21 protein-coding genes are annotated in these 24,243 nt (G+C 37.4%); 4 read left to right on the top strand and 17 right to left on the bottom strand.

From position 1 onward, the window contains the following. Positions 1–56: 56 nt before the first annotated feature. Both AAFN85_RS25610 and AAFN85_RS25605 read right to left on the bottom strand, forming a co-directional pair. Positions 57–1,430, bottom strand: a complete 1,374-nt coding sequence (locus tag AAFN85_RS25610) for a hypothetical protein (protein ID WP_347530673.1) — start codon at positions 1,428–1,430, stop codon at positions 57–59. Positions 1,431–1,666: 236 nt separating this feature from the next. Next, positions 1,667–2,761 (bottom strand): acyltransferase family protein, encoded by a 1,095-nt coding sequence (locus tag AAFN85_RS25605; protein ID WP_347530671.1) that lies wholly within the window; start codon positions 2,759–2,761, stop codon positions 1,667–1,669. 374 nt (positions 2,762–3,135) lie between these two features. On the opposite strand from AAFN85_RS25605, the gene AAFN85_RS25600 reads away from it, so the two are divergent. Next, positions 3,136–3,504: a helix-turn-helix domain-containing protein gene (locus AAFN85_RS25600; RefSeq protein ID WP_347530670.1), complete on the top strand. Its 369-nt coding sequence runs from the start codon at positions 3,136–3,138 to the stop codon at positions 3,502–3,504. 434 nt (positions 3,505–3,938) lie between these two features. Then, positions 3,939–4,922: a UDP-glucuronic acid decarboxylase family protein gene (locus tag AAFN85_RS25595; protein ID WP_347530669.1), complete on the top strand. Its 984-nt coding sequence runs from the start codon at positions 3,939–3,941 to the stop codon at positions 4,920–4,922. An 82-nt stretch (positions 4,923–5,004) separates the two neighbouring features. Here AAFN85_RS25595 and AAFN85_RS25590 read toward each other — a convergent pair whose 3' ends face one another. The 3 genes from AAFN85_RS25590 to AAFN85_RS25580 form a co-directional block, all read right to left on the bottom strand. Continuing rightward, the gene (locus AAFN85_RS25590; RefSeq protein WP_347530668.1) at positions 5,005–5,880 is read right to left on the bottom strand and encodes a hypothetical protein; all 876 of its coding nucleotides are present in this window, start codon (positions 5,878–5,880) and stop codon (positions 5,005–5,007) included. Positions 5,881–5,946: 66 nt separating this feature from the next. After that, positions 5,947–7,191, bottom strand: a complete 1,245-nt coding sequence (locus AAFN85_RS25585) for an MBOAT family O-acyltransferase (RefSeq protein ID WP_347530667.1) — start codon at positions 7,189–7,191, stop codon at positions 5,947–5,949. Positions 7,192–7,608: 417 nt separating this feature from the next. Next, on the bottom strand, positions 7,609–8,196 hold the full coding sequence (locus AAFN85_RS25580; RefSeq protein WP_347530665.1) for a response regulator: 588 nt from the start codon (positions 8,194–8,196) through the stop codon (positions 7,609–7,611). Positions 8,197–8,631: 435 nt separating this feature from the next. On the opposite strand from AAFN85_RS25580, the gene AAFN85_RS25575 reads away from it, so the two are divergent. Both AAFN85_RS25575 and AAFN85_RS25570 read left to right on the top strand, forming a co-directional pair. Continuing rightward, positions 8,632–9,111 (top strand): OmpA family protein, encoded by a 480-nt coding sequence (locus AAFN85_RS25575; protein WP_347530663.1) that lies wholly within the window; start codon positions 8,632–8,634, stop codon positions 9,109–9,111. Between the two features lie 253 nt (positions 9,112–9,364). Further along, positions 9,365–9,715 carry a hypothetical protein gene (locus AAFN85_RS25570; RefSeq protein ID WP_347530661.1) on the top strand — a complete coding sequence of 117 codons (351 nt, stop codon included), beginning with the start codon at positions 9,365–9,367 and terminating at the stop codon, positions 9,713–9,715. Here the strand turns inward: AAFN85_RS25570 and AAFN85_RS25565 are convergent. The 12 genes from AAFN85_RS25565 to AAFN85_RS25510 all read right to left on the bottom strand — a co-directional run bounded on the left by AAFN85_RS25565 (position 9,712) and on the right by AAFN85_RS25510 (position 24,240). Further along, the gene (locus AAFN85_RS25565; RefSeq protein WP_347530660.1) at positions 9,712–10,674 is read right to left on the bottom strand and encodes a glycosyltransferase family 9 protein; all 963 of its coding nucleotides are present in this window, start codon (positions 10,672–10,674) and stop codon (positions 9,712–9,714) included. The two genes, AAFN85_RS25570 and AAFN85_RS25565, sit on opposite strands and share 4 nt — an antisense overlap. Before the next feature lie 291 nt (positions 10,675–10,965). Then, on the bottom strand, positions 10,966–11,472 hold the full coding sequence (rfaE2, locus tag AAFN85_RS25560) for a D-glycero-beta-D-manno-heptose 1-phosphate adenylyltransferase (protein ID WP_347530659.1): 507 nt from the start codon (positions 11,470–11,472) through the stop codon (positions 10,966–10,968). Positions 11,473–11,486: 14 nt separating this feature from the next. Beyond that, a complete protein-coding gene (locus tag AAFN85_RS25555; protein ID WP_347530658.1) occupies positions 11,487–12,044 on the bottom strand; it encodes a D-sedoheptulose 7-phosphate isomerase in 558 nt (185 codons plus the stop codon). A 41-nt stretch (positions 12,045–12,085) separates the two neighbouring features. Beyond that, positions 12,086–13,090, bottom strand: coding sequence for a D-glycero-beta-D-manno-heptose-7-phosphate kinase (gene rfaE1 / locus AAFN85_RS25550; protein ID WP_347530656.1), 1,005 nt, complete (start codon positions 13,088–13,090; stop codon positions 12,086–12,088). Positions 13,091–13,118: 28 nt separating this feature from the next. After that, complete coding sequence (locus AAFN85_RS25545) at positions 13,119–14,495, bottom strand: undecaprenyl-phosphate glucose phosphotransferase (protein ID WP_347530654.1); 1,377 nt, start codon at positions 14,493–14,495, stop codon at positions 13,119–13,121. A gap of 254 nt (positions 14,496–14,749) precedes the next feature. Then, positions 14,750–16,084: a UDP-glucose/GDP-mannose dehydrogenase family protein gene (locus AAFN85_RS25540; RefSeq protein ID WP_347530653.1), complete on the bottom strand. Its 1,335-nt coding sequence runs from the start codon at positions 16,082–16,084 to the stop codon at positions 14,750–14,752. 27 nt (positions 16,085–16,111) lie between these two features. Further along, the gene (locus AAFN85_RS25535; protein WP_347530651.1) at positions 16,112–17,023 is read right to left on the bottom strand and encodes a glycosyltransferase family A protein; all 912 of its coding nucleotides are present in this window, start codon (positions 17,021–17,023) and stop codon (positions 16,112–16,114) included. Between the two features lie 149 nt (positions 17,024–17,172). After that, complete coding sequence (locus tag AAFN85_RS25530) at positions 17,173–18,675, bottom strand: lipopolysaccharide biosynthesis protein (RefSeq protein ID WP_347530649.1); 1,503 nt, start codon at positions 18,673–18,675, stop codon at positions 17,173–17,175. A 107-nt stretch (positions 18,676–18,782) separates the two neighbouring features. Then, entirely contained in the window at positions 18,783–19,949 is a 1,167-nt protein-coding gene (locus AAFN85_RS25525; protein ID WP_347530648.1) for a glycosyltransferase, read from the bottom strand. Positions 19,950–20,046: 97 nt separating this feature from the next. Continuing rightward, positions 20,047–21,039, bottom strand: coding sequence for a glycosyl hydrolase (locus AAFN85_RS25520; protein WP_347530646.1), 993 nt, complete (start codon positions 21,037–21,039; stop codon positions 20,047–20,049). A gap of 58 nt (positions 21,040–21,097) precedes the next feature. Further along, a complete protein-coding gene (locus AAFN85_RS25515) occupies positions 21,098–23,392 on the bottom strand; it encodes a polysaccharide biosynthesis tyrosine autokinase (protein ID WP_347530645.1) in 2,295 nt (764 codons plus the stop codon). A gap of 53 nt (positions 23,393–23,445) precedes the next feature. Beyond that, positions 23,446–24,240: a polysaccharide biosynthesis/export family protein gene (locus AAFN85_RS25510; RefSeq protein ID WP_347530644.1), complete on the bottom strand. Its 795-nt coding sequence runs from the start codon at positions 24,238–24,240 to the stop codon at positions 23,446–23,448. Between the last annotated feature and the right edge of the window lie 3 nt (positions 24,241–24,243).

Raw genomic sequence — 24,243 nt, 5'->3', positions numbered from 1 at the left:
AGGTAAATATGGCTTTCAAGTACTTTAAAGTTAGCTAAGGATAAAGGTGGCTGATCTCAAAGCGTTGAGACAGCCACTTTTTTATTATCAACTGACCTTAGTTCAACATTTTCTAAATGCACAGTTTGCTTATCATCAGCTTTAGGCGATATCTCCAGGCGTTCTAACACAAACCCCAGTGCTAAGTATATCCAAAAAGAAGGGTAGGCAAATTCAGGTACTGTTGTCATCAATATCAGGAATAAAATAACCAAACCTAACTTATAGGCAACTGAAACCAACTTAATTGGGATTGAGAGAAAAGCATTTCTTAACACAAACCAGCTAAATATCAGAAAACCTATAATGCCATTATTAAGCATTAGAGTTGAAAAGTAATCTCCGGATCTGACATAACCAAAACCAATACCCAAAGCCTGGCTCCAGCCGTTAAGGTTAGCCCAAAAAGAAATGTGATTAATAAAATCATTCCCTCTTGATTCGGAAGAGTCACTTTTACCGCCCAATTTATTTCCAAAAGTAAAGTCGTACACACTGTCTATCAAATGGTGAAATGCATCGAGTTGTAGCACAGCGCATGCAACAATGATAAACCCACACCCGTAAAGAAATATTTGATAATCCCTTTTATATAACACCCAAAAACCAAAAAACAATAACATTGATGCATAGGCCGTTGTTGAAAATGTAAGCACCAGGCAAATAAACAGGAGCCAGGTATCAAATTTTCTTTTTAAACCGAATGCCAGTACCCAAAAAGGAAAAACTGTATAAACAAACATCGACGGTTCGCCAGTACAGCCTTTTAATCTCATTAAACCAAGGCCACCGAGACTAACCGTTTGAAACAGCGAACCTGACGATTCATCGTCGCCAAATGTTCGATTAACCAGAAAATCTCCGTTAAGACCAGTTGCCGCATAAAGAATAAATTCATACAGGGCGTAAAAACATAAAAACCGCAATCCAAAATATATAAAGTTGATTACTTTATTGTTCGAAAAATTCTTAACGTACAGATAAATGATAAACCCAACAATCAATGACAAAGATTGTGTAATTAATGAAGGGCGGAAAAAAGTTTTAGTGAAATTGTTTTTGTTGATCAGCAACAGATCTTTGGTCAGTTTTAAATTTATTAACAGGTTTATCATTTGCGACGAAAACGCTAATATTATTATCACGCAAAAAAAATAGCCCAGTTCTTGAAAAAAAAATCTTTTACCCGTTATTGGCGGCAATAATGGAATAATTGCAAATAGCAAACCAGCCAAAACCGTTATTATTGTTGTACCTGGTATAGCGGGCACCAGCACGAATGTTGTAATTGGAAAAAATAACATTAAAGCGTTAACGCTTCTCCGCACAAAAGACGCATTTACATCCGTATCTAAGACATATACCGGATCATTTATCATTAAGTTTTTCATCTGTTATGTTTGAATTAGCCAAAGCATTAACCTTATTTGGCAATACAACTTCATTGGTATTTAAACAAATATTGCAAAGTTTCACTTATTAATAGCCGGCCTTAACTATTTGGCCTTTTTATGTGAAAACTTGTGTAGTAGTTCGTATAACCCATTCTCGTTCAGCAGATATTATCCTTCCCTCCCCAATTTAACAATGGCCTTAGAAGCTACCCGGTTATCGCAAGAGTAAATAGTTAAGCTGGATTTATTTTGGCTTGTCGTTTAGCAGGATAATTATTGCTGATTTTTTTAGGGAATGTAAATAGCCAGGCAGTATATTCATTTTTTGATACAACCTTATATAATAGCAGCGGCAAAAATATGCCGGTAAGGGTACCTATAATACAATTGACAGCAAGGTTATCTACCTTTAAAATTTTTAACAGGAAAATTCTCGTACCACTTGCAACAAGCATGTGAGCTAAATAAACCGGTAATGAGCGTTTGCCTATATAACTAAGAATGGGGAGAAAATTTGCTGCTACTGCGAGCCTTGAAAGCTGAATAATTAATAGTGAGCCAGCCACTCCTACCAAAAACTTTGACAAGATGATTGAATTAAAAGGGAAAACCCCAGAAAAATAAAAATATTCTGTTGCTGCAAAAATAATTGCACCAGCTAATAAAAACTTACCACGCCCTATTACAACGATAAACTTCTTGCTTTGAGAAAACAATATTCCAATGTCGAAAAATATTAAAAATTGAAAAGTGTTATTAAACGTGTCAGGTACAAATTGCCTCAACAAAATATATCCAATCCATAATACTATTGAAAAATAAATGCCGGCAGCAACATTTAGCCTGAATAAAAAATAATTAATTACCGTTATGAAAAACAACGCATACAAAAACCAAAATTGATCTCTTGGTACTATCAAACAGGTTATTAACTCGGTTAGCGGAGTTTGCGTATTAGTATAGGGACTGAGATAAGAGAGTAATATCTCGGCCGTAGTTTGTAGTATAGACCATATAATAAAAGGATAAACTAATCCCTTAATTTTATCCAGCAAAAAATCTTTTTTGTACAATGACGACATAAAAAAATATCCAGAAAGGATAAAAAACAAGGGCATGTGAAAACTGTAAACGAACTTGTCAGAAAGCTCAAAAAAATTCGCATACTCGGCAAATAACCCTTTTGCGGGCCTGATCTCGCGCAGCACATGGCCATAAACAACCAACACAATCCCCACTCCTTTAGCGTAATCAACCCACATTAATCTATTGCTATGATTATGGTTATGAGTGCCGCTGGGTGCTTGTGTCTTAACGTAGGTGTGCATATTTAGATGTTCAATTTTTGCTGAACTAAATCTAAAGCGTTTTACTTTCAGTTAACCTAACTTATATGCAATTGGTAAGAAAATGTGCATTTATGAGATGTTAAAAATCCACCCGATTATTTAATACTCCAAATAAGAGTGATTTTACTGCATTATTTTATTATTAAATTACTGTAAGGCAAAAAGCAATGCTAAGCTAAAATCTATGAATATGCTGGCTATCACGGCATAAAATTCAAAAAAGCAACAGCTAATTACTAAAATGATTGCGAATCTCTTTTTTAATTACGAAAAAATAACCTATCTTAGGTGAAACATCTACTTGTTAACTTGGTTGTAAAATCAAGTATAAACCACTAAACTTTATTAACATTATGGAAAAACATTCTGGACAAATTATTGAGTACGTTATCAGAAAAAAGGGCTTTAACATAAGCGACCTGGCTCGAAGTCTAAACATTAACCGAAGATCTTTATATAACTGGTTTAATCAAAAAGATCTAAGTGCTGCGCATATTTTTAAAATTGGGAATGTGATACGGCATGATTTTTCTGTTGAATTTCCTGAACTGTTTAGCAAAGATGATTTCAAGCTGCTTAATCAACGGTATCTTGACAACATAGTAGTTTCAACTACCCCTCAACAAATAATAGACTGGGAAGAAAAGTATTTGCGGCTGTTAGAGGAATATAACAATGCGGTACTAATTAATGATGAAAAGCGGCTATTGCTTGTAAAATAATTCATTAGGCGGCGGAGGTTGCCTATTGCTATAATTCTGTTTCACCACGTATATGGTCAGTCTTTGTATTGCCCTATATTGCCTATCTTATCCTAATGCTAATGCCTGATGTTCATTTAGGCATTTTCAATTGTACTAATTGGTATAGATGGTAATGACTACCGATCCCTGCAAATATCCCCCCCGCCCAACCTTAATCTCTATTCAAGGGCTGGCAATAAGATATGCCGGAACTTTACCTGTATAGGGGGCTCTAATCTCTGTCCCCTTTCTAATCCGCCCTTTTAGAAAATTGCGATACCATTTAGTCATCATTTATCACCCTACGCGCTGCTGCGCACATTTGCTCAATTATTCTCAATAAAATCGCAATCCCATTATAGTAGCTGCAACCGGGATTTTTTTTGGTAAAATAGCTTAAAATACATTAAAAAATGGGAGAACAAAAAAGGATTTTAATTACAGGAGCCGCAGGTTTTTTAGGCTCTCACCTTTGCGATAGATTTATACGGGAAGGTTATCATGTATTGGGTATGGATAACTTAATTACCGGTGAGCTCCGCAATATAGAACACTTGTTTAAACTTGAAAATTTTGAATTTTATCACCACGACGTATCGAAATTCGTTTTTATTCCGGGCGAGTTAGATTACATTTTGCATTTTGCTTCGCCCGCAAGCCCCATCGACTACCTGAAAATCCCGATACAAACCTTAAAGGTGGGCTCATTAGGTACCCACAACTTATTGGGATTGGCCCGGGCTAAAAATGCTAGAATACTTATAGCTTCAACTTCTGAGGTGTATGGCGATCCGTCAGTTAATCCCCAGCCCGAAGAATATTGGGGTAACGTAAATCCGGTAGGCCCCAGAGGGGTTTATGATGAAGCCAAACGTTTTCAAGAAGCCATTACTATGGCATACCATACATTTCACGGTGTAGAAACAAGAATTGTAAGAATCTTCAATACTTATGGACCCAGAATGAGATTAAACGATGGCCGCGTTTTGCCAGCCTTTATTGGCCAGGCTTTACGGGAAGAGCCCTTAACTATATTTGGTGACGGCTCGCAAACCCGTTCGTTTTGTTATGTAGATGATTTGATTGAAGGCATTTATCGCCTGTTGCACAGCAGTTATGTTCAACCTATGAACATTGGAAACCCCGATGAAATAACGATACGCCAGTTTGGCGAGGAAATACTCAGATTGACTAATAGCGATCAGGAATTAATTAGTTTGCCATTACCTACCGACGATCCGAAACAACGCAGGCCTGATATAACAAAAGCTAAGGCCATTTTAGAATGGGAACCGCAAGTTTCAAGAAGTGAGGGGTTAAAAATAACGCTTGAATACTTTAAATCCCTTTCCGAACTGGAAGTTCATCATAAAGACTTCGTTAACTACAATAAATAAATAAGCTCAAAAAAATGCCGGTGAGCTTTAGGCTTACCGGCATTAATTACGATTTATAATTGGTATTTGATATCAGGCTGATTCAGTTGGCCATTGCCAATTTCCCAAAGTGTCCACGCTTCGATAGCGTATCTATAAGTTTTGCGTTATAAATATTTACGCCTTGCTGGTTTAAATGACTATCATCATAATACATACTATCAGGCAGGTTCAATATTTTATTAAAATTGTAGTACTCACCAAGGCTGGAAAATATCCTATCTAATTCATCATTATTTTTATATGAAGTGTAGTTACTTCGCGAAAAAGGTGCCTGTATAATTACAAAGTTTATTTGTTGGGCGCGTAACTCCTCTAAACCAGCCTTAAAAGCTTCCAGCTGTGTGGCCGAAATTATCACGCTTTGTTTAAATCTTGTTTTTTTGAAGTCCAAATGCCTGAACGATTGAACATATCCCCCAGGTATGTAGGTGTCCCCCTCATTATCTGATACCTTTTGCTTTTTTATATGAAACTGATTGTTAAAGGCCCCGAATAGCAACGTGTTGTAAAGCTTGATATTGTTAATTTTAAAAGACAGAGCTACAATATCTTTATCAATAAGCCCGCTTGATATTAAATCTATTTGCGATTCAAGTCCGTCTACACCGAACAGAATCGGATAAACATCAATGATGACCAATTTGGGTTTTAGTTTAGTTACATATTTATCTAAAACATACTTAGTTTGCAACGGCGACTGAGAACTCGAACCAAAATTAAACATCGAAATTCCCGATTTTTTAAATATCCTCGGATCGTAACCACGATAAGCATGCGAAGAACCGGCAATTACCAAATCAACATTTTTTAGTTTCGCGGCCTCGTCAAATCGTTGCCTGGTAAAGCCCATGCCACCGAAATAGTTAAAATTTACAGCGAACGATGCGGGGACTATGGTGCCGTATAATAGTATCAAAACAACATAAAACACGCTGCAGAACCCAGAAAAAAACAAAAGCCTAATGACAAATTTTCTCATGATTTAAAATTGAAAATAAATAAAATCCGATCCGCCAGTTTGCATATACATGCCTATAAAAACAATTATAACCGAATAGAAACTCCAGCGCAGTAAAGGAGGCCACGTTAAACCAACATTTTCTATAGCGTATCTTCCTTCTCTTCCTATCCACTCAATTGCCATGAAAATTATTAGGATCAATAATATAACCGGGCGCGGTGGATTGTGCGGAGCAGTAAAAAGACTTGATCTGAAAATATCCCTGATAACCTGAAAAGCCTGGCCTATACTTGCCGAACGGAAAAAGATCCAGGCAATTACAGTTAACGAAAATGTGGCCACCATTTGAGTTAACTCTTTAAATGAAGGAAGCAAACGTCCCTGAGCTACAGTTTCCAGGTTGCTCCTGTTGGTTTTCATCACTATGGATGGTATGATAAACAAAGCGTTTAAAAATCCCCAAATTATAAATGTCCAATTTGCACCGTGCCAAAAACCGCTTACTATAAATATGATAAAAGTGTTTCTTATCCTCATCCAAACATTGCCTTTGCTGCCTCCTAAAGGGATGTACAAATAATCTTTAAACCAGCTTGACAATGAGATATGCCATCTCCTCCAAAATTCTGCCATATCGCGCGAAAAATATGGAAAGGCAAAATTCCGTAACAGATCTATACCAAAAAGTTTAGCTGTGCCGATGGCTATATCCGAATAGCCGGAGAAGTCGCCATATATTTGAAAAGTAAACATCAAAGCGCCCAATACCAAGGTGCTTCCCGAATAATTTGAAGAGTGGTTGAATACCATGTTTGCATATTCGGCGCAGTTATCGGCAATAATTACCTTTTTAAATAACCCCCACAAAATTTGCCGGCAGCCATCTATCGCTTTGCTATAATCAAAAGCTCTTTTTCGTTTTATTTGAGGTAATAAGTGTGTAGCCCTTTCGATAGGCCCCGCTACCAACAGTGGAAAGAAACTCACAAATAGCGAATAATCTACAAAATTCCGCTCGGGCTTGATCCGTCCTTTGTATATATCTATAACGTAGGATAAACCATGAAATGTGTAAAACGAGATGCCTACCGGCAGAATTACGTTAATTGTAGATGCATGAAGTTTTATCCCGAAATGACCAAAACTTGAAACAAAAGATTCTGCGAAAAAATTATAGTATTTAAATACGCCTAAAAAGCCAAGGTTAACAGATACGCTAAGCCAAAACCAAAACCGCTTCATCTTTATTCCCTTGGCATCTTCCATCTTGAGGCCAGTAAAATAATCGAGCAAAGTGGAAAATATCAATAAAAAAAGAAACCTGTAATCCCAGCAGGAGTAAAAATAATAGCTTGCCGCTAACAAAAGGATATTTTGAATTTTTAATCCGTTTCTATTAACCAACCAATACAAACAAAAGATGATCGGTAAAAAAACAGCGAAATTAAGCGAGTTAAAAAGCATAGGTAATTATTTAATAGAAACTGCCAGATAGATAAGGATAAACAGATTATTTCGAAATGCAAATGCAATTCGCCGGTATCGTCACGTATAAAAATATGAGGATTTATACTGATAAAGCACTTTCTGCCGCGGCAGTTTACTGCACAAATTGTGAGTAATAGTGCGCAAAGGCTAAAGAGTATTTGAAAAAGAAGGTCGTATCAACGTTTATTTTCTGCTTTACATTAACATTTGCTTTAAAAGCTCCAAGGTTAAAGGTTTGGGGATAAAACTTTTAACACATGGGTAGTGTTGGCCTATCTTTTCATCTAAAGGCTCGATCGAGTTTGAAACGAGATGAACATGGATAGGCACATTCAGGTTGTTATTTATTTTTTCAAAATGATCAAGAAATTCCCAACCATCCATAACCGGCATGTGTATATCTAAAAAAATCATAGCTGGCAAACCCATTTCATTTTTTAAATTACTTTTCAGATCACGAAGAAGAGCTTCTCCATTCTCGTAAAAATCGGCTTTAATTGAAGCTGTATTTTGAAGTAATTTTTTTATGGAGTAATGATACATTAAGTCATCATCTACTATTGCTATAGATTTGATTGACCTGGAATTGAGGATAGAGAAAAGCTCGATCTGCAAATCGAGGGTGAAAGAAGATAGAAGTTCAGAGCCACATGTGGCACAACCGAACGATTGCGTAAGAACTGTATCTAACTTTAATTTGACCGGAACGCATTGTAAATTATATACCGAACTCGGACAATCTTTATTAAAGCAATAACAAACTGTAAACGTTGAATTTTTCATTAAAATAGCTTATCCAAGCAAGAAATGTAATACAAGGTAAAGGTGATTATTTATAAAACCATAAAATGGAATAAACCCTTTTCAGGGTTTATTCCAAATCGGTAATCTACTATTAAAAAATCTACTATCAAAAATAACAAACAGCTATGACATTACACTTCTCACTGTTACACAGTGTATTATACGTATTTAAATTTGTTGTGGTTTTTTAAAGAATCACAACAAAAAGTGATAAAGAATTTAGCTAATTTCTGATTTATTTTCCAATACTTATCTATAGTTTACATCTAAGCATGTTGTAGTATATATATGATACTGCTCGTATAACTTACACACAGACAGGGCATAAATTCTCAAAATAATATACAAGCAATATATTTCTAAATCAAATCATCTGAAATAACTATTACTTTGATAATTATAAAATCAGATGTCATGAAAAATAAGTTCATTTTAACACTACCCTTTGTATTGTTTATATTTTTCTTAAAACAGCCTGTGTTAAGTAAACCGATTAAAGGTGTAAATCACAATCGGGCAAAAATCCACAGAACAATGTCTGTTGATGAGATGATAAGAAACATAGAGTTTGATTTCTCAAAATCGGCTATACGTTCAAAATATGTAGATCAATTAACGCAATTAGCTTCATTAATGTCAAGCGGAAATTATGTTTTGGCCATACGGGGCCATGCAGATTCTATAGGCACTTACGTAGGCAACTGGCATTTATCGGATAAACGAGCTAACCTGGTTAAAGATTTTTTGATTAAAAATGGTGTAGATGCCGAAAAGATCACAACAACCCCATTTGGCAGTACCATTCCTATTGCCAGTAATAAAACCGCTGCAGGAAGGCAAAAAAATCGTCGCGCCGAATTTAAAATAGAAAACATCAAGCAAGCTGATAAATAAAACGAAAAATTCATTTATTCTTCATTGCAATAAACCAATTTTAAGACGGTAGCACAAAGCTGTTTTGTCGTTATTTTAACGTAAAGTTGCGGCTACAATTATTGCGAACTTTTGTTTAAAAAACCTTGAATTATTTTCAAGTAAAAGGCAACAAAAACAAGTTCATTGCGTATAAATACCATGCTGCAAAATTTTCGAATTATACAGTACAATTAAAAAGAATTATTGACTCTTTTTTTTCTCCATTAACAAGATGACCAACCAACGAAAACGCGCTTTGAATATCATCCGAACCAAAAAGAATTTAGCGGTTTTAAATTTGGTTAAATTAGAAAAGGTAAAGGTTGAGTATCTTAAAAAAGAGCTTAACTTTTTACAAGAGCCTGAATTTATATCCTATTCAATGGGTACGCTTAAAGTAATTGATGGTTTAAATAAGAATCAGTTATTAAAAATTGAGCTCGAGTCATTATTTGACAAGATGGGTAAAGCAGAGCTGAGCCTAAATAACTATCACCAGGAGTTGGATCTACTTATTAAAAAGGTAGACAGTGGCACAGACGTGGATACCGGTTCGATAAATAAAGATCAACGGGCTAATTAATTCACTTCGCTATTATTAAAAGCAATAGCTTCACTGGCAGTTTTTAGTACAGCTTTAATCACCCTATCAGGCAATATCCGCGTCATACAAATATTATCGGCACATGATAACTTTCCGCAGCCGGTTGTTAAATCGCAATCAACTTTTTCTTTAATAACAGTTACCTGGTTGTCAAATAGCGATATCGGTCTCCACTCTTCTAAACTAACGGTGCCGCTAAATATCAATACTATTTTCCTGTACAGCAAAGCAGCGATGTGCGAAAAGCCAGAATCTAAACCTAAAAACAAAGTACATTTTTTAACTAAAGAGATCGCTTGTAGCATAGAAAATTTCCCTATGCAATTAGTAACGTTATCAAGAAGCGATATCTCTGTGATTTCATCGGCAGATAGATCAGATTCAATCCCCATTACGTACACAGGAAAATAAGGGGTTATTCCTTTAATTACCTGTATGAAATTTTTCACCGGCCATTTTCTTGCCTGTGCCCCCGAACCTAAATGTACAATTACAAACTTTTCAGGCAGTAATGTATCTTCAATAGGAGCACAAGGCAGGTCATCAACGTTCCAATACTCAGAGAATACAGGATCCGGCAAATTCAAATAGTTAAAAAGGGAATTACTTCGTTTTGATACATGCCCTCCGTGAACATAAGGTAATTCTACATCCAACAAAGCCCCCCCTCCTCCTACGTTATAACCCGTAAATATTTGTTTTTTTGCAAACAGCTTTAGAAATAAATTATTCCGCAAATCGCCCCTCACATCAAATAATATCCCGGTTTTTATTCTACGTACTTGTTTTAAAAAATTTGAATAGGATACTTTCTTGCCTCTTGAAAAATATGGAGCATCAGCAATATAAACCTCATCAATAAAAGGCACCTGGGTTGCCAACTTAAAATTGCCACTACTAACAACCAGGCTAATTTTGTTGCCAGTCATCATTTTCATGGCTTTTATGGCGGGTAGCATTAATACCATATCGCCTATATGAGCCAACTGTACAAACGTTATCTCTTCTGTTCCTTTACGCTCAGGTTTGGATCCGCCTTTAGATTTAAAAAAGTAAAATACCTTATCTATCGCCTTAATGATTTTAATAGATCTTTCTGACGAATCGGGGTAAAATCGATAATTAACCTGAGGTGTCATGATTATCTTTTTGGTTTTGAAATGTTAATATAAAAATCGCGTTACCTGGTTGGCAGGTACAGTTGTGCGATCTCGATAAAGAAGAGAATGCTATTCGGAAGCTTCTGCCTGAAGTTTTTCGATAATATTTGTAGAGGAAAAGCCATCTAAAAAGCTAACTGTCTCTACTCTTCCGCCGTTTGCCAGCACTTCCTGGCTACCTACAATGTTTTCAACAACGTAGTCACCGCCTTTTACAAGTATATCCGGATTAATATTGGTGATCAGGTTAAGCGGTGTATCTTCCTCAAATACTACTATGGCATCAACAAAATAAAACGCTGCCAATAAACCGGCTCTGTTAAAATGGTTGTTGATTGGCCTGCTGGGCCCTTTAAGACGACGAACGGATGCATCAGAGTTTAAACCAATAATAAGCTTATTTCCCAACTCTCTGGCTTTGGCCAAATAACTAACGTGGCCAATGTGCAGAATATCGAAAACACCGTTTGTAAAAACTATCTGTTCATCGTTTTCTTTCCAGCGCGTTACTTGCTGCAAGAGCGCCGGTAAATTATATATCTTGGCATTTAACGTTTCAGATAGGCTGTTGTTCATTTCTTCACGGTTTATTATTCAAATAAATTATCGACAGCTTTACATAAAATATGTCCTATCAAAATATGCATCTCCTGGATCCGGGCGGTGATGTTTGACGGGACAATGATATTCAGGTCGCAACTATCATTCATCTTCCCCCCGTCGCGGCCGGATAGGCCGAGTGTTTTGCAATTTAAAGCCTTGGCTATATCTAACGCTTTAATAATCCCGGTACTGTTACCACTTGTAGATATACCTATAAACAGATCGCCCGGAGCAGCTAAACCTTCCAACTGCCGCGAAAAAACCTGATCATAGCCGTAATCATTTGCAATAGCAGTAATTGCTGAAGTATCTGTTGTAAGTGCTATGCCAGGTAAAGGTCTGCGTTCTTTCACAAATCGACCTGTAAGTTCTGCCGCAATATGTTGTGCGTCGGCAGCACTTCCTCCATTGCCGGCAAGCAAAACTTTGTTACCGGCTTTAATCACTTCACAAATAGTGGTACAAGCTGCTTCAATATCGGGCACAAGGGTATCAAGCACCTTCGTGATAACATCACGGTGATCGTTCAATTCTTCAGTAATCATGATAATTTCGGGTTTGTAGATGCAGGATTATTATAGATAGATCAATGTGCCAGGTGCACACCTTGCTTTACGCTTTGAGCAAGATCTGCCAGTATTTCTTCTACAGTAGTAGTAACTGCACCCAAGCGGCGGATCACGATGGCAGCGGCATGATTGGCCAACTCGCAGGCGTCCTCCAGATCCATACCAAGAGAAACGAAATAAGCTATGCAGGATATTACGGTGTCACCTGCTCCGGTAACATCAAAAACTTCGGTAGCTTTTACCGGCAGTTCAACATGGGTATCGGGAGAGAGTAAAACCATGCCTTGTTCTGATAAAGTGACCACCATGTATGGTACATCGGTTTGATCAAAAATAACGCTGGCTGCATTTTTCAATTTTTCTATCGAATTGATATTCTCAGATTTTGAAGCTTCAGCCAACTCTTTCCTATTGGGCTTAATAAGAAAAGCTCCTTTATACTTCCGATAGTCAAGACCTTTAGGGTCAACAATAACCTTTTTTTCGTATAAAGTTGCTAAAGCTATAACACGGCTTGTGAACGATTCGGTTAACAGGCCTTTATTATAGTCAGATAACACTACAATATCGGCTTCACGAACAGCATCGTCAATCTTCTCGATCAATTCATTCTCCAGTTCGACGGCCATTGGGTGAGTAACTTCATTATCAAGCCTAACCAGTTGATGGTTACCAACCATTATCCTGGTTTTTAAAGTGGTAACCCTGGTACTATCTTTTACAATAAGATCAGTATCTAAAAAATCGATCTCCAAATGCTCAATTAACTGGATACCGGCGTTATCATTGCCAATAATACCAGCTACATTAACGTTGGCCCCTAAGCTAACCAAGTTTTGTATTACGTTAGCCGCACCGCCAAGTGTAATAGATTCGTTTTGAATATTAACGATTGGAACCGGTGCCTCGGGTGATAAGCGACTTGAGTTACCGTATATATAACGATCGATCATCAGATCGCCTATAACCAAAATTTTAGGCTTATTTTTAAGTTGTGCTTCTGATACTTTTTGTATTAACATAACGCTTGCTATTAAGTTAAAAATTTTGTTAGTAGGCGTTTTCTTCGCCTTTAATAACGTTGTAAACCGTTCTGTAAACAATTTTCAACTCAAGCCACATCGACCAATTTTCAAGGTACCAGATATCGTGTTTAACGCGTTGTTCCATAAGGGCTGGGTCCTGGGTTTCTCCTCTGAAACCATTTACCTGGGCCCAGCCAGTAATGCCAGCTTTAAGGAAATGCCTTACCATGTATTTATCAATGATCTGGCTGTATTGCTTTGTCATGTTAAGCGGATGTGGGCGTGGGCCAACAACGCTCATGTCGCCAAGTAACACGTTAAAAAACTGAGGTAGTTCATCCAAACTGGTACGGCGTAGAAAAGCTCCTATTTTGGTAATCCTGCTATCGTTTTTAGTGGCCTGCAAATCTCCCTGGTTGTTCACCTTCATACTTCTAAATTTGAAGCATAAAAATGATTCATTGTCCCTGCCGCTTCTCAGCTGTTTAAACATTACCGGGCCACGGCTTTCAAGCTTGATCAATAAACCAATAAGAGGATATAACCAGCTTAATACAAAAACAATAACCAACGAGCTGAACAGGATATCAAAAACTCTCTTTTTAAACCTGTTCTCCATCTCCTCCAATGGCTCGTTACGGTTGCTTAACACCGCAAAATCGCCCATGTAACTTAGCTTTAAGCTATTTACAGTTGAATTTGACATATCCGGTACAAGTTTTAACCTAAGGCAATACTTATCTGCTTCCTCTTGCAGTTTGTTATATTCGGTAATGCGTTCAGGAGATAAGGACACGTAAACATCTCTGATACCCGAATTTGCAGCGCTAAAAATCTGCTCTTTAACGGTTTGCAATACCTCTCCGCGATTATCAAGCATAGAGTTATCTTCCTGGTTCAAAAAACCCTGAAAAGAGAAGTGATTATCAGTATTTTGAAAAAAACCAGCCAACCTAAGCCCCATCGAATTCAAACCTATTACAGCAACAGAGCGAGTAATTTTGAAATTCTTTTTTAAGTTTCGTTCAAAAGCGGCACCGAAAACCCGACTCAATACAAGGCCAACTAACACCGATGCATAAAACAGAAATATAAAAGAGAAAGAGAATTGGTGTGCCTTAGACAAGATCATGGAAGATAAAAACAGAACAGAGAATCCAATAAAACTTTTTACTGTTAACCTGTAAATGTTGTCGAGACGATGGATAGATCTGCTTGTGTAAAGTCCGGATAACAAAGCTGCAAGCAACCATAGATAATTGGCGCTCATCATCAGCCCCATGTCAACGCGTGCATTTTCATAACCTAACAAATTGATAACAGTTAAAAACGCAACATTAACTACGGCAAGATCGGTAGCGGCCATCACAAAATAAATCAAGAAAAGGTAGCGTGTTTTCATAAGCGTGTTTTTATTAAACCATGGTTAAAAATGTTATTATAACAACTTATCCAAATATTTAAAATAAAAAAATAATAAGGCTATTAAGGTAAATCGCAAAAGTTAATAAGCTAATGGCGAATTCTTTAACAATAATACAATATTCACACCGCTATTTCGGCCGATTTATGATTCTGGCACCATTATGTATAAAACTGTGTAGTGCCAATAAATAAGGTTAAAAATGCTTGAGGTAGGTGGCTTAAAACTTAAAATTAAGATATTGTAGATGTTATTGTTTCATTAATAGTTTTCCTGCCTATGCTATTGTAATAAAAACCTAATTCGGCCATTTTATCAAGATCATATAGATTTCGGCCATCAAAAATCACTTTCTCTTTAAGGCTTTTTTGGATAAGCGCAAAGTCTGGATTTCTGAAAATACTCCACTCAGTTAATATCAATAATGCGTCTGCGCCTGGTAAAGCTTCATAGTGATCATCAACGTAACCGATCTTATCGCCGATGAGGTATTTCACATTGTTAGCAGCTTCCGGATCAAATGCTATTACCTGCGCCCCTTCATTAACCAACTCATCTATAATCTCCAAAGCCGGTGCTTCCCTGATATCATCAGTTTCGGGTTTAAAGGCTAACCCCCAAATGGCAAATTTTTTCCCTTTCAGGTCGTCGTTGTAATATTTTTTCAGCTTCTCTACCATAATTTTCTTCTGTATGGTATTGGTTTCCATTACGGCGTTTAGTATCCTGAAATCATATTCATTATCCTCTGCCGATTTTGCAAGCGCCTGTACATCTTTTGGAAAGCAACTGCCACCATAACCTATCCCCGGAAACAAAAAGCGTTTACCTATACGGTCATCTGAGCCAACACCAAGACGTACCATATCTACGTTTGCACCAACCAGTTCGCACAAATTCGCTATTTCATTCATAAACGATATTTTAGTGGCCAAGAAGGAGTTAGCTGCATATTTGGTCAATTCAGATGATCTTTCATCCATAAAAATAACCGGGTTACCCTGGCGCACGTATGGCGCATAAAGCTCGGCCATGAGCTTTTTAGCTCTTTCGTCCGTGGTGCCAACAACAACCCTATCTGGCTTCATAAAGTCCTCTACGGCAACACCTTCTCTTAAAAACTCAGGGTTAGATACTACTGCAACTTCAACATCGGTATGTTGTTGAAACACCGCTTTTACTTTATCGGCTGTACCAACCGGAACTGTAGATTTTGTAACGATCACTTTGTAATCGGTTATTAGTTTAGCAATATCCTTTGCCGCACCAAGCACATAACTCAAATCTGCCGAGCCATCGCCCCCCGGAGGAGTTGGCAATGCCAGGAATATAACTTCCGCATGCTCAATCGCCACTGCCAGATCATCTGTAAAACGTAACCGTTCGTGAATAATATTTCTTTGAAACAGAGCCTCTAAGCCGGGCTCATAAATTGGCAGCTGGCCCTGTTGCATCATCGCAACTTTTTGTTTGTTAATATCAACGCAGGTAACGTCATTTCCGGTTTCTGATAAACAAGTTCCGGTTACTAAACCAACATAGCCGGTTCCCACAATAGCAATTTTCATAATGATGTTTTTTTTAAAGGTGATTATTTATGTGTGGTGTAATACTTTTTGGCGTTCTGAATTTTTGCCGAAGCTTACTGTAAATTTTTCGCGAGCGGTAATGATTGAGAGGTAGTACCGGATGTAAAACACAGTAACCTTTTGTGTTATATGAAGATCTTTACCTTTTTGGGCTATTAATTTTATGCTTTTAATTGGCGGCCTGAGATCATAAAGGAAACTAACAATGGCCTGGAACTTATTTTGATCGGGCGGTGGGTTAAACCCGGACTGCCCTCCCCCAATCTTTTTTGCTTTTTTGATGAGTTCAGATATATTTTGCCTCGCAGGATGATTTACAATAACATCCTCGGCATACTTTATTTTATAACCGTTATCTTTCGCTCGTATAGACCATTCGTAGTCGCCACCCGACATTAAATCATCCCTAAAAACACCAACCGCGTCAAACACGTGCCGATAACTAAACATATTTCCTGTAACTCCGGTACCGTCCTGATGAACATATATATCTTCATTAAAGGCATAAATTTTTTCGTACAATTCAGCCTCGGTCAGCTTGTTTGAATGGTAATATAGTTTTATGCTGCCGGCTATCCTATCACAATCCGTGTTTGCCTCCATAAATAGAACAGCATTTTTAATCCAGTTTACATCGGGTATGCAATCAGAATCTGTAAAGCCGATGATATTGCCGGTTGCCATTGTAATTCCGGCATTGCGGGCAGCGTAAGATCCAGGCTTTCCCTCAACAATTACAAGGCAATTTTTGGGAAGAAAGTAATTAGCGGGAATTTTGGCATTGGGATAGTTGTTAACAATAATAATTTCAAATAAATCAGAATCATAGCTTTGAGCTTCGAGGGCATTTAAGCACAACGATAGCCTATTCCAATCTTTATACGTAGGAATTATAATCGAAACTTTTTTTTGGTTCATACAGGTAAATTGAAGTGAAAGGTTAACGGACCAAGTAAGTTTGAATTAGGGGGTTTAGCAGTTAATTACCATTTTAATTTGAGTAAAATGGCTTGGTAAATTGATGTTCTGTAATACATTGCTTAAGCAAAACTTTATCATAAATAAACTTATGATTGCTCTCTTTTGGTTTTAAATCCCCGGTAAAGTTCTTTTAATTCACTGCCCATCAACATATAAATCAAACCAAAATATACTATACAGAGGCAAATTCCATTTATTATGAAATTAACACCAACCAGTTTCAACAAGTAAACTATAATGAACGAAGCCGCAGACGCGATAAATGGTGCCTTTAACTCTTTACAAAAGTCCATTACAGAGATCTTTACCGGCAGCAGATAAATGAACCCATATTGTGCTATCAATACAACAAAAAGCTTGTTAAAGAGAATTGCCCAGGCTGCACCTACAAGCCCATTATAATATATTCCGAATGCCAGAGTAGGAAGAAATATTAAGGCTTTTAAAACTTGTTGTTTCATCTCCATACCTGGCCTCCCCAAGCCTCTTAGTAACGATGTATTACCGCTAACCAGAAGATGCAGCATTACGCCACCCGACAAAATTTGTAAAGGCGCTACTGTATCCTGCCACTTGGCACCAAAAACGTGGGTAATAAAACGGTTACCCTCTACTATAAAATAGATCATTACCGGAAAAACAAGTGCACAATTGGCTAAAACTACTTTTAGATAATACTTTTTGATAGATACCAGGTCATTTTGCTTTTTACCGTAAATGGGATACATAACGTTATTGATAACAGCCATCAGCCTGCCACGAAATGTATCTGTAAGCACAAAAGCCAACGTGTACAAACCAAGGGACGAGGCGCCTAACAGTTTGCCTATCAATAAATAATCAATGTTATTGTATAAATAATTTAAGATATTAGATCCTGTTGTATACACACCAAATCCAAATATCTCTTGAAACGCCTTTTTCTCCATAATAAATGCCGGTTTCCACCTGGTTGCCCTGTAAAATAAAGGCATCGCAAAAAAAACATTCCCTACCGAGTTAAAAACCAGTGCCCATACCCCGGCCCCTTCAAAAGCCAGTACAAGTGCAATTAAACCAACCACTATATTCGATACATTGTCAATATAAGCCAGCTTTTTGAAATCCATTTGCTTGGTAAGTTGGGCTTTATGAACCAAATTAACCGGGCTTATTAAAATGCCTATACTAAGCACAGGCACTATCGACTCCAGAATGGGTTTGTTGTAAAACATTGCGGCCAGCGGCGCAACAGCGAAACTCATAACAAGAAACAAAAAAACCGACCAGGCAACGCCTGTCCAAAAAGCGGTATGGTAATGCTCTGTACGTAAAGTTTCTTCCTTTTTTTGTACCAACGCAGCGCCAACACCCAAATCATTTAGCACCTGCACAAATCCGGTAAATACTGTAGCCATACCTACTATTCCAAACTCACCCGGAAATAGCAACTTTGCCAACACCAGCTTAAGCAAGAAGCTAAATGCTTGGTTAATAACCATCTGAACAAAATTCCAAAAGATACCGGATACTACAACCTTCTTGTCTGATCCTGCTTTCTTGATATTATGTTCGTCTGTTTTTTCAGTTTGTAGAATTACGTTATCCATATAAATTTGAGGAGTATAACGATGTTTTTTAGGATGGTAACTATTAGCATGTTTACTGGGCAGCCATGCTAATTCAATTTGCGCTGTTAATGCTTATCAATACACACTCATACTGCAACTTTTTCACTTTGCTTGGGCAACTTTTGAGGTATCTGCGCTTCGCCATTATATTTTTCTAAAACAAAGGCCTTTATTTTTTCAATAAAATGGCTTTCATCAAATGTATGCGCATGGGCACTTATAAATGCCGGATCGAATTGCAACTGCTCAAACAACAAAATGGCCTCCTTTAAGGATGCAACAGATTGTTGATCAAAAAATACCGCCGTAGCTTCCATCGAATTGTTGGTATAAGGGATCATGGTATCCAGTACTCCCCCCCTATTAAAAGCTATAACCGGCCGTCCTGATGCATTCGCCTCTAACGGGGTAATGCCATAATCTTCCAATTGCGGAAAAATGAACGCCTTACAGTTTGCATAAAGTCTGGCCAGATTGCTGGCATCAAGCCCGCTCAAAAATGTTATATTATTATTAGCTATCTCCTTTAGTTCTTTTTCTCTTGAACCTTTGCCAACTATCAAAAGCTTTTTGTTTGGCATTTGGTTAAAGGCCTCAATTACCAGGTCGACCTTTTTATATGATTCAAAACGGGATACCACCAAAAAGTAATCGCTAACAGAATTAGAAACATAAAAGTTCTCTATTCTTACAGGAGGATTTATCACAGCGATAGGTTTTTTAGGATGGTAAGCCTTCTCAATTCTTGGCACAACCTCCTGCGCGTTGGTAATAAACCAATCTGTACGATCAGCAGCTTTGATATCGATATCTTTTAAGGCGGCCAAAACTTTATTTAATACCTTCCTTTTTAGGCTTCCAGACTCTTTTACTTTTTCATAAGAATCCGGACTCCAAACCAATCTGAACGGATTATGGCAGTAGGTGATGACCAATGTTTTATCGCCGGCTTTAACATATTTGGCACAGTGAGTTGTTGACTGTAGTATAACATCGTATTCGCTAAAATCAAGCTTTTGCATTGCCAAAACACCAAGAGGATAGAAAAACCGCTTCATGTTTTTTTCCCTTTTAATGAATTTCCCAAACCAACTTGTCCTTATATCGCACGATCTGAACTCCGGATAAGTATTAGCAGCATCATAAGAAAGGGTATAGATTGGCGCAGATGGGAATGCATGGTGAAAACTTAAAGCTACCTGTTCTGCGCCACCTTTACGTACCAGGTCATCATGTACAATTGCAATTTTCATAGCTGTGAGATTTGTAATTTTTTACGCAATACTTAAATTATTACGGCCGATGATTGAGTGCTTTGGTAACTGCTACTCAATGCCTCCTTCAATCACTTTATTTTGTTTGCCTGGAAATCATAGTTTTATATCCTTGATAAGCATCTTTTTTAACAAAGTTTCCGGAAGGATCCCTGTACATTATGCCATAGTTCGCTTCTAATGGATACTTTGCAGCTAAGGATTGTTCATCAAAAAGTTCATAAAGGAAAAATGCGCCTATTTGCCTTTGTGCTATCAGCTTAGGAATGCTTTCAGTAATGTATTGGCTCTGCATAGCAAAACTTACGCTACCAGTACCTTTAAACCGATTAAACTCGGTAATCCAGACAGGCTTATTGAAATTAGTTTTTATATAGGATAGCACATTTGCGATAGGTAGTTTTTGCGCCAGCATATCACCCATATTAGAATACCAATGACAGCCAATAATGTCATAGTTCACCTTATTTTCCTGTAATAATTTGAGATAATAAAAATGAGTAAAGCTTACCGACAGCGAGATTTTTATCGACGGCTTAACGGATTTTATTCCATCTATAAAACCCGAGATCTGGGCCATGAAACGCTTGCTTTTTGCGGTATCATACTTCGTATTGGATGCAACTCCACCCGGCGAATTTTTTAAAGCGATTTTGGTATCTACCTCGTTATTTACTTCAAGTACCGTAAAATAGTCGCCGTAGGCTGTACCGAAATTTTTACCCTGTAAAACCGCTGTGGCATAAACAGAATCTGGCTGCATAACACCAAATCCCGTTTGCATTACCGCAGCAAATGGTAATATATTATTGCCCTTAAGGGCTTTTAACAGCTTTATAAAATCATCTTGTTTTTTCGCATAGCCGTCCTTATTCAGCACTACGTCAAATCGATAGCTACTCACATTAAGGTCGTTTAACGCAGTTATCTGATCATCGATGTTACTGTAGTCTTGCTGTGTTAAGGGATGCCCGTTTATACCCCATATAAACTGCGATTTATTATCTTGAGCACTGCATGTATAAAATAGTAGCATATACCAGCAAACCATGAATGATAATTTCATCATAAAGTTTAGTTTTCCAGAAATGTTATAGGTGATATTATACTGATGAAATAATGATGGATCAATCTCCGTAACCTATGCCGTATCCATATCCAAAATAACCGGATTTTGAAAAGTTGACGTCGTTAATAACCACGTACAAATTATCTACGTTATCTTTCTGCTTCATCTCGTTTATGATCTCGATCTGAGATCTGTTTGTATAATTATGCCTGCAAACGTAAATGGTCATGTCTACATGCTTTTGAATTACTAAAGCATCCGATACAAGCCCAACGGGCGAACTATCTATAATAACGTAGTCAAACTTATCCCTCATTTCAGTTATAAGTTTGCCCAATTTATCTGTCAGTAAGAGTTCACTGGCATTTGAAACAACCGGTCCTGAAGTTATTATAAAACAGTTATCATCAAATCCACTTGGTTTGATAAGCCGGTCGGCATCAATATCATCTAAAACGTAATTAGAAAAGCCAAGATCATTGTTGTCTATATCTAACATGCTTGAAAGCTTAGGCTTCCTAAGGTCAAGTTCTATCATCAACACCTTTTTTCCGGCAATTGCAAAAGTTCCACCAAGGTTCCTGGTTAAAAAGGTTTTTCCTTCTCCGTTCACACTTGAAGTAACCATAATAACACTCGATTGTCCGCTATCTAATATGTTTCTCAGCTTGGTTCGCAAAGTGCGCATGCTTTCTGCAACCTGGGTTCTGGATAGCTGATCTGATTTTGAATTAAGTTTTAGCGATTGGTGCCCAATTTTGCCTATAATGGCAACATCGGTTTGCTGTTCAATATCACCTTCAGATATAATTTTTGACTGTATGAGTTTCTTAGAGTTAACCAATCCAAAAGGAACTATTATTCCCATAAAAAAGCCCATTACGTAAATAAGCGGCTTAATAGGCTTAGCTGGGTCTTTAGAACTTTTTGCGTTATCAATTACCCTCGAGTAAGATATATTAGCGGCCTTAGCCATCGAAGTTTCTTCTCTTTTTTGCAACAGGTAAACATATAATTGCTGTTTAAGTTCCTGCTGCCTGGTATAATCCATGATGGTACGCTGTTTTCCCGGAACCTGTTTAATAAAGTTACTCAGCATGTTGGTCTGGGCATTGATACCCGAACTGTTTAACACCATTTCATTCTTGTAGCTATCGATGCTTTGCAATAAGTTATGCCTTACCGTTTGTATTTGCTGATCTATATTAACTATTACAGGGTTTGTTTCTGTAAAAGATAAACGTTGTTTAATCCTTTCATTTAAAAGGTTGTTGTATTGAGATAAACTTGCGGCAAATGATGCATTTTGAATATTTAACGAGCTTGGTATAACCTGTTTATTGTTAGGGTCATTTAACCTGCTTTTTAAATCTTTAATGATAGATAACTGAATCTGTTGCTGCTGATACTTATTGGTGTTTTCGCTTGCAGAACCTACCAGTACTTTGGATTGTTCATCAAGATCTGCAATGTTATTGGAACTGCGATAAGCCTGATAGTTTTTTTCAACGTTAGTCAACTCGCCTTCTACAACGCTTAAACGGGAATTAATAAAATTAATGGTGCTATCGATAGATTGCTTCTTCTGCTCGAGATTATCCTGTAGATATTGGTTCATTATCGCTTGTAATATAACCTCACCTTTTTTTGAATTTGGGTAATACAACGTAAGCGCGACGGTAGTGGTGCCTTTATCTATAAAATCGGCGTCATAGTTTCGGGTAATATCGGCTATAGCGTCATCATCAGATACAATTTGTGTAGAGTACTCGGTTTGTAAAGCCGTCACGCCCGGTTTTTTGGCAATTACCAGGTTATATTGAGGCAAACTGATAGTATCGCCGTAACCTACATTTAAGTCCACTTTTTCCTTCGGATTAGCAACATTTATATGGTTGCCGTCTACTATAGTAATTACGTACTCCCGCTTTCTCAAAGAGTCGACTTTAGCTTTTGTTATCTTTACATCAAAAGGAGCTTGATCATAAATCTCCGTACCAAATATGCCGCTGTTCGCAAATACTTTAACGTTAAGGTGCAGCTTTTGCTCTACTTCCTGGATAAGGTTACGCGATCTAAGCACATCACCTTCATTTTTTATGATCTCGTTAACGTTTAATGCCGCAGCTGCTCCTCCATTTGCATAGGCCGAACTGGCATCCGGATTATTGGGTTGCTGTTGCAAAAGCATAGTGCTGCTAACCAGGTACTGTTGCGTGGCATAAACTGTAAAAAAATACGCTAATGTTACAAATAGTACCGGGCACAATAAATATAAATACCAATAAGATTTAAGCTGGGTAATAAATTTATTGTCATTTTTATCGCTTCCGTTTAAATATCTTTTTTTCATCTGTTTTTCTGGTGAATTAGTAGATCAAGGAATAATTAATATAAAAGCGGCTTTTACCAATAACGCTTGGCAAGTATCCCGGCGGTAAGTAATGTGGCAGCCAAAGACAGGTATTTTATCAGGTTACTATCGTTGTTAAGAACTTTAGTTTTAAGTGGTTCCACGTATAAAATATCGTTCTGTTTCAAGTAATAATAAGGAGAGTTTAAAAAATCCTTTTTGGTCATATCCAACCTTACAGATACGTCATTCCCATTAACACCCTTACGAATAAGTAATACATTTGTGCGGCGGCCATAAATGGTAAGGTCACCAGCATACCCTAAGGCATCAAAAATTGTTACCTGTTCATTAGGAAGTATATAGGCAGCAGGATGACTTACCTCGCCCAAAACAGTAATTTTAAAGTTTGAAAACCTAACATCAACTATCGGGTTCTCAAACGATTTTTTTGCGAGGGCTTTTAAACTTTTCTTAGCCTCAAACGTGGTTAAACCGCCAAGTTTTATAGTTCCAAGCACCGGGATATCAACGTTGCCATCTTTGTCTACCAAATAACCTGCAAGCGGATTAGACGAACCATTAGTTGAGGTACCACCATTAACGTAAACACCATTTTTACTATTGATGCTTAAAGTGGCGTTAGGGTCTGTTGTATTTATATTGATAGCCAGGATATCATCCGGCCTAATTACCGGTTCTGTGTAATTGCCAATAGCTAAAGGTGCCGGGGTAGATGCTTGAGAAGCATCCTGTACGTATATCAGCTTTTTTGTGCTGCTGCATGAACATGCCAGAATAGTGACAAGTGCAATAAATGAAGCAAGGAAGTAACGGTTATTTTCCATGAA

This window comes from Mucilaginibacter sp. CAU 1740, from assembly GCF_039839285.1.
Lineage (GTDB): Bacteria > Bacteroidota > Bacteroidia > Sphingobacteriales > Sphingobacteriaceae > Mucilaginibacter.
The sequence above is the reverse complement of the archived record's forward strand: the minus strand, read 5'-3'. Positions and strand labels throughout refer to the sequence as shown.

What these genes read in the sequence shown, in the direction of transcription:
- AAFN85_RS25585 (WP_347530667.1), bottom strand. Translation starts at nt 7,191, where the DNA reads ATGGAAGATGCCAAGGGAATAAAGATGAAGCGGTTTTGGTTTTGGCTT.
- AAFN85_RS25570 (WP_347530661.1), top strand. Translation starts at nt 9,365, where the DNA reads ATGACCAACCAACGAAAACGCGCTTTGAATATCATCCGAACCAAAAAG.
- AAFN85_RS25595 (WP_347530669.1), top strand. Translation starts at nt 3,939, where the DNA reads ATGGGAGAACAAAAAAGGATTTTAATTACAGGAGCCGCAGGTTTTTTA.
- rfaE2 (WP_347530659.1), bottom strand. Translation starts at nt 11,472, where the DNA reads ATGAACAACAGCCTATCTGAAACGTTAAATGCCAAGATATATAATTTA.
- AAFN85_RS25545 (WP_347530654.1), bottom strand. Translation starts at nt 14,495, where the DNA reads ATGAAAACACGCTACCTTTTCTTGATTTATTTTGTGATGGCCGCTACC.
- AAFN85_RS25520 (WP_347530646.1), bottom strand. Translation starts at nt 21,039, where the DNA reads ATGATGAAATTATCATTCATGGTTTGCTGGTATATGCTACTATTTTAT.
- AAFN85_RS25600 (WP_347530670.1), top strand. Translation starts at nt 3,136, where the DNA reads ATGGAAAAACATTCTGGACAAATTATTGAGTACGTTATCAGAAAAAAG.
- rfaE1 (WP_347530656.1), bottom strand. Translation starts at nt 13,090, where the DNA reads ATGTTAATACAAAAAGTATCAGAAGCACAACTTAAAAATAAGCCTAAA.
- AAFN85_RS25580 (WP_347530665.1), bottom strand. Translation starts at nt 8,196, where the DNA reads ATGAAAAATTCAACGTTTACAGTTTGTTATTGCTTTAATAAAGATTGT.
- AAFN85_RS25605 (WP_347530671.1), bottom strand. Translation starts at nt 2,761, where the DNA reads ATGCACACCTACGTTAAGACACAAGCACCCAGCGGCACTCATAACCAT.
- AAFN85_RS25575 (WP_347530663.1), top strand. Translation starts at nt 8,632, where the DNA reads ATGAAAAATAAGTTCATTTTAACACTACCCTTTGTATTGTTTATATTT.
- AAFN85_RS25555 (WP_347530658.1), bottom strand. Translation starts at nt 12,044, where the DNA reads ATGATTACTGAAGAATTGAACGATCACCGTGATGTTATCACGAAGGTG.
- AAFN85_RS25530 (WP_347530649.1), bottom strand. Translation starts at nt 18,675, where the DNA reads ATGGATAACGTAATTCTACAAACTGAAAAAACAGACGAACATAATATC.
- AAFN85_RS25610 (WP_347530673.1), bottom strand. Translation starts at nt 1,430, where the DNA reads ATGAAAAACTTAATGATAAATGATCCGGTATATGTCTTAGATACGGAT.
- AAFN85_RS25535 (WP_347530651.1), bottom strand. Translation starts at nt 17,023, where the DNA reads ATGAACCAAAAAAAAGTTTCGATTATAATTCCTACGTATAAAGATTGG.
- AAFN85_RS25540 (WP_347530653.1), bottom strand. Translation starts at nt 16,084, where the DNA reads ATGAAAATTGCTATTGTGGGAACCGGCTATGTTGGTTTAGTAACCGGA.
- AAFN85_RS25565 (WP_347530660.1), bottom strand. Translation starts at nt 10,674, where the DNA reads ATGAAAATGATGACTGGCAACAAAATTAGCCTGGTTGTTAGTAGTGGC.
- AAFN85_RS25515 (WP_347530645.1), bottom strand. Translation starts at nt 23,392, where the DNA reads ATGAAAAAAAGATATTTAAACGGAAGCGATAAAAATGACAATAAATTT.
- AAFN85_RS25510 (WP_347530644.1), bottom strand. Translation starts at nt 24,240, where the DNA reads ATGGAAAATAACCGTTACTTCCTTGCTTCATTTATTGCACTTGTCACT.
- AAFN85_RS25525 (WP_347530648.1), bottom strand. Translation starts at nt 19,949, where the DNA reads ATGAAAATTGCAATTGTACATGATGACCTGGTACGTAAAGGTGGCGCA.